Below are 5,517 nucleotides of genomic sequence, written 5' to 3'. Positions count from 1 at the left end.
TCCAGGCTCTCACGGTGGCCCACGCCGGCTCTCGACGCCCAAACTGCCAGAATCCGAACAGATAAGGCTCTTACGCGACGGTGGGCGGGCAAGGACCAGTCGAGTTGGTCGGTGTGCATGGTGCAGGCACTGCATGGCACGCGTTGTTCGCTAACGGCCCGCCCACCCAGCCCTCGCACCCGTGGCCGAGCGACAACCACCCGCAACCGCGCAAGCGCGACCACCTCATCCGGCGGTGGTGCTTGTCGGCTGACTTGAAGCTCAGTCCTGCGCCGCGTTAGTGGTCGCCTGGCCGGGCGTGCACACCGGTTTCAGGCGCTTGTCCACCAGCTTGCCCATCAGGCGATCGCTCAGCGGCAGCATGTCGCCGTTGAGTTGCCAGTCGTAGATCACGCTGAAAGCCAGCACGCGTGCGACGTACTCGCGGGTTTCCTTGTAGCTGATGGTCTCGATCCAGAAATCCGGCTCGAAGTTGGGGCGTTGCGATTGCCAGCGGCCGGTCGGCCCGGGGCCGGCGTTGTAGGCGGCGATGGTGAGGTAGGGCAGGCCGTAGGTGTTGAGCAACTGGCGCAGATAGGCGGTGCCGATGGCGATGTTGGTGTCCGGCTCGTACAGGCTGTTCGCGCCCGCGTAGCCGGGCAGGGCGATGCCCTTTGCCACCGCCGCGCCGGTGCCCGGCAAGACCTGCATCAGGCCCATCGCGTTGGCAGGCGAACGCGCGCGTGGATTGAAGATGCTTTCGGCACGGATCTCTGCTGCCACCCAGGCCGGATCGATCGCATTTTTGGCCGCTTCGCGTCGAATGCTGTCGTCGTGATGCAGCGGAAAGCGCAACGCATACAGGCGTTGTTCGTCCGGCTGCTTGCCGAGCGCGAACACCGCGCGATCGAACCAGCCATTCTCGCTTGCCACTTGCACTGCCAGCCGGCGCTGGGTGTCGTCGAAGCGGCTCGCGGCATCGTTCCACTCGGCCACCGCCCAACCGGGGCGGTCGATCTGGAACAAGGCGATTGCGCGGATCAACGCCGGATCGCGTGCGACGGCGGCCTTGGCCTGTGGGTTGTCCTTGGGCTCCCACGGACACAGCCGATACGGCTGCTGCAGGCGATCGGCGGCCAGGAAACCGTGGAAGGTCGGCGATTGCGCGGCTGCGCGATACAGCGGCTGTGCGGCCGCGGCCGCGCCGGTCTTCTCGGCCAGGCGCGCTTCAAAGTACTGCCAGCGCGAATCGCTGCGCTGGGTGGCCGGCATCTTGCGGATCGCCGCCAATGCAGCCGGCCAGTCACCCCGCGACATCGCTTCGCGCGCGCGCCATTCGTGCAGGCGCTCGTCGTATGAGGCATCGGGGACTGCATTGAGGCGCCGTGCCGAGTCCGGCAGGTAGGACGCCACCGTCCACAGCGCGATCTGGTACAGCACCTGGCCGCGCTGCGCCTCGCTGAAGCCAAGCGCGGTCGCCAGCTGCGGCAACTGCTGCTCGGCCGCGTCCGGATCGCTCTTGGCCAGTTTGGCCAGACCGTCGACGGCGATGCGACGGCTGCGCTCGGTCTTTGGCCAACCGAGTGCACGCGGGTGCACCTTGTCCAGAAATGCAGCGTAATCGTTGGCCAACGCCAGATCGGCCGCCGGCAAGCCGCGCGCGGCCGTGCGCATCACCGCAGGCAGTTGTGCATCGGCGGCCGCTTCCACGCGCTCCCAGCGCAGCGCCGGAGTGAGCTCACTCCGCGCTTCCAGCCCGGCAACCACCGGATCGCAGGCGTCGGGCAGGCCCTTGCCGGTGCGCCACAGGGTCAACGCATCGCGGCTCCACTGTGCATCCAGCTTGCCGGTTGCCTGGCGTGCGGTCAGCTGCGCGCAGCGCAGGCCCAGGTTGTCGGTGGGCTTCCAGTTGGCCAGCAAGGTGTTCCAGTCCTGGCGGCGCGCCACTGCCGGCAACCAGGTGCCGCGGAAGCTTTCGGCCACCGGCTGGCCCGCATAACGCTGCAGGAATCCCTGCGCCTGTGCATTGGAGACGTTGTCGATGTTGCGCTTGAGCGTGGCAAATTCCAGCCAGCCATAGAGCGGGTGACGGTTCAACGCGGCCAGCTGACCGGCATCGGACTGGCCGCGCTCTGCAGCAGCGATAGCGTCGCGCATGGCAGTCAGTTGCGGGTCCAGGCTCTGGGCATGCAGCGCAGTGCTGCCAAGGCACAGCAGGCCGACGAAAATAGTGGCAAGACGGGGGGTATAAGTCATTGCGCGATGATACCGAAGCACGCCTGCGCGCCTGAGTGAATGCACGCAAGATCGACGCTCGTCAGCGCAGCCGGTCGCGATAAGCACGCAGCGATGTGCATGTGCGTACCGCTCACGCGCGCCAGCGGGCGCAGCTACGTAGGCAGTGCGAACTGCTTCTCACCGCGGCACGGTCGGCTTGCGAGGCGTTAAGGTTTCGTTTAAAAGTGGGGACGGACCGCAGGGCACGGGGGCGTGCGGACACTCAAGAATCCTTCTGGAGAGAGAAAGGATGAAGCGTCTGATTGGCCCCCGTCGGTCATGCCTGGCCGTGCCGTTGTCCTTGTGTCTGGTTCCCACACTCGCCTGGGCGCAACAGCCCGAGGCCGTCCCAAGCACACGCACGCTCGACAGCGTGCAGGTCACCGGCACCCGCATCAAGACTGCAGAGTTGCAGGGCCAGGTGCCGATCCAGACGCTCAACCGCGCCGACATCGAACGCACCGGCCTGACCTCGATCGGCGAAGTGCTGCAGGAACTCACCGCGTCGGGGTCGGCGCTCAACGCGAAGTTCAACTCGTCCGGCAACTTCGGCTTTCCGCCCGATGGCGGTGGTGTGGGCGCCGGCTCGGCGCAGGTGGATCTGCGCCATCTCGGTTCCAAGCGCGTGCTGGTCTTGGTCGATGGCATCCGCTGGGTCAACGAATCCTCGGCCTCGGGCGTGGGCTCGTCGACGGACCTCAACACCATCCCGTTGGCGATCGTGGAGCGCATCGAGGTGCTCGAAGATGGCGCCTCGTCGCTGTACGGCTCGGACGCGATTGCTGGCGTGGTCAACATCATCACCCGGCGCAGCTTCGACGGTGCGCAGGTTACGCTCAACTACGGGCAATACGGCAAGGGCGACGGCGCCAACCAGGGCATGGACCTGGCCTGGGGCACCAGCGGCGAGGATTTCAGCCTGTTTCTGGGCGCCAGCTACGTCAAGCAGGATCCGATCTACGCGCGCGATCGCGCGCAGGCCCGCTTCCCGATTCCGGGCACCGGGCTGACCTTCGCCAGTTCGGCAACGCCGGATGGCCGCTTCCAGTTCGTCGATCCCAATACCGGCGTGCGCCAGAACCTCACGCCCAACGCCGGCGTCGGTACGCCGCAATACGATGGCAGTGCTGGCTGTACGCGCAGCGACGATTACCACTGTTTCGGCACCGCGGACCGCTATAACTTCGCCGAACAGAATCTGTTGCTGACGCCGTCCGAGCGCAAGGGCGTGTTCGCGCAATTTCGCTATTACTTCAACGACGACGTGCAGTGGTACGTCAAGGCGTTGGGCAACCGGCGCGAGTCGACCAACCAGGCCGCGCCGGAGCCGATCTTTCTCGGCCCCGATGCCGGCACCGGCAATCCGCTGGCCGACAACATCGTGATTTCCGCGCTCAATCCGTTCAATCCGTTCGGCTTCGCGTTGAATTCGGCCACCAACCTGATCCAGATCGGCCGCCGCCCGGTGGAAGGCGGGGCGCGTCGCTTCGAGCAGCAGGTCGACACACAGTATTTCGGCACTGGTCTGGTGGGCACCTTCGAAGCTGCGGCGCGGACCTGGTTCTGGGACGTCAACGGCATGTACAGCAAGAACAAGGCCGAACAGACCAACTACGGCAGCTACAACCTCTACAACATCAACCTAGGCCTGGGCGATCCGGCCGCGTGCGCGGCGGTGGCCGGCTGCGTGCCACTGGATATCTTCAGCGGCGCAGGCAGTATCACGCCGGAGATGTTGCGCTGGATCCAGCCGGTGGTGCGCGACCGCAGCCAGAACGAGTTGAGCCTATTCACCGCCAACCTGAGCAGCGAGCTGTTCCAGCTGCCCGGTGGTGCGGTGTCGTTCGCCACCGGCTACGAGTACCGCAAGTACGAAGGGTCGTACCAACCCGATCCGCTTACCGTGGCGGGGCGCTACAACGGTGTGCCGTCGTTGCCGACCTCGGGCAGCTACGACGTCAACGAAGCCTATCTCGAACTCAATATCCCGATCTTCGCCAATTCGTCGTTGGGCGACAAACTCGACTTGAACATCGCTGGCCGCTATTCGGACTACTCCACGTTCGGTGGGGAATTCACGCCAAAATATGGCTTGCGTTGGCAGGTCACCGATGAGCTGGTGCTGCGCACCAGTTATGCAGAAGGCTTTCGCGCGCCGACCATCGGCGAGCTGTTCGGTTCGGCCGCGCGCGCCGACCTGCAGTTGTCCGATCCATGCTCGATCGGGTTGGGCGGCACCGCGCCGCGCGGCAGCGCCGCCAACTGCGCATCGCTCGGCGTGCCGGCCGGCTATCAACAGGCCAACCAGCAGATCTCGGTCACCACCGGCGGCAACGAGCAACTGGATCCGGAGCGTTCGCGCAGCTTCAGTGCCGGCTTCGTGTTCAGTCCTGGCTTTGCCAGCAATGCCAGCTGGTCCGACCGCCTCGATCTGGAAATGACGTTCTATCGGCATCATGTCGATGGTGCGATCCAGGCGATCAACGCGCAAACCCAGCTGGATCTGTGCGTGGACACTTTGGACACGCTGTATTGCAATGGCATCGGGCGCGCGTCCACCGGCGGCATCAATGCGTTCAACAATCGCTTGACCAATCTGGGTTCGATCAAGACCGACGGTTGGGATGTGGATCTGTTCTGGACGTTGCCGGAGACGGCGTTTGGCCGTTTCAAGTTGTCCTGGCAGAACACCTTCGTGGGCCGTTACGAGGCGCTCGGTGCGGCGGGGCAACGGCAACCGCAGGGGCCGGGCATCGAAGTGGTGGACAGCGCAATTCCCGAGTGGACCAGCAACGCGGTGCTGGACTGGTCGCTGGGTAACTGGACCGCCTCGTGGACGGCGCGCCACATCTCCAAACTCACCGAGCAATGCGGCGATGCGGTGGAATTTGCGGTGTGTTCCGATCCTGCCGTAGGCACCAACCGCCTGGATGCGATCACCTATCACGATGCACAGCTTGGCTATCGCGTCGATTGGCTCAAGGGTCTGCAACTGACAGCCGGCTTGAACAACGTCTTCGACAAGGATCCGCCGCTGTGCCTGTCGTGCTCCCTCAATGGCTATGACGCCTCCACCTACGACATCCCCGGTGGGCGCTTCTGGTATGCGCGGGTCGACTTGAAGTTTTAGTCTGTCTGGGCGGTCGTAAAGCGGAGAGCTGCTGATCTGCGGATTTTGCTGCAGGGCCCTTGCCCGCCCACCATCGCGGGACACGCCGCAAGTACGTCCTTGTAGGCTCTTACGCGGCATCCATGCCGCGT

2 protein-coding genes are annotated in these 5,517 nt (G+C 64.9%); one reads left to right on the top strand and one right to left on the bottom strand.

Annotation, left to right across the window (positions count from 1 at the left end; genetic code table 11):
• Positions 1-261: 261 nt before the first annotated feature.
• Positions 262-2,235 carry a transglycosylase SLT domain-containing protein gene (locus LL972_RS21255; RefSeq protein WP_228329276.1) on the bottom strand — a complete coding sequence of 658 codons (1,974 nt, stop codon included), beginning with the start codon at positions 2,233-2,235 and terminating at the stop codon, positions 262-264.
• A 271-nt stretch (positions 2,236-2,506) separates the two neighbouring features.
• Here LL972_RS21255 and LL972_RS21250 point away from each other — a divergent pair, with 271 nt between their 5' ends.
• A complete protein-coding gene (locus tag LL972_RS21250) occupies positions 2,507-5,386 on the top strand; it encodes a TonB-dependent receptor plug domain-containing protein (RefSeq protein ID WP_228329275.1) in 2,880 nt (959 codons plus the stop codon).
• Positions 5,387-5,517: the final 131 nt, after the last annotated feature.

This window comes from Xanthomonas campestris pv. asclepiadis (genome assembly GCF_020784175.1).
In the GTDB taxonomy this organism is placed as follows: domain Bacteria; phylum Pseudomonadota; class Gammaproteobacteria; order Xanthomonadales; family Xanthomonadaceae; genus Xanthomonas; species Xanthomonas campestris_D.
Note: the sequence above shows the minus strand (reverse complement) of the source record. Positions and strands in the feature narration are given on the sequence as shown.

Excerpts from the sequence above, each read along its gene's own strand:
- LL972_RS21255 (WP_228329276.1), bottom strand. The coding sequence starts at position 2,235 with ATGACTTATACCCCCCGTCTTGCCACTATTTTCGTCGGCCTGCTGTGC.
- LL972_RS21250 (WP_228329275.1), top strand. The coding sequence starts at position 2,507 with ATGAAGCGTCTGATTGGCCCCCGTCGGTCATGCCTGGCCGTGCCGTTG.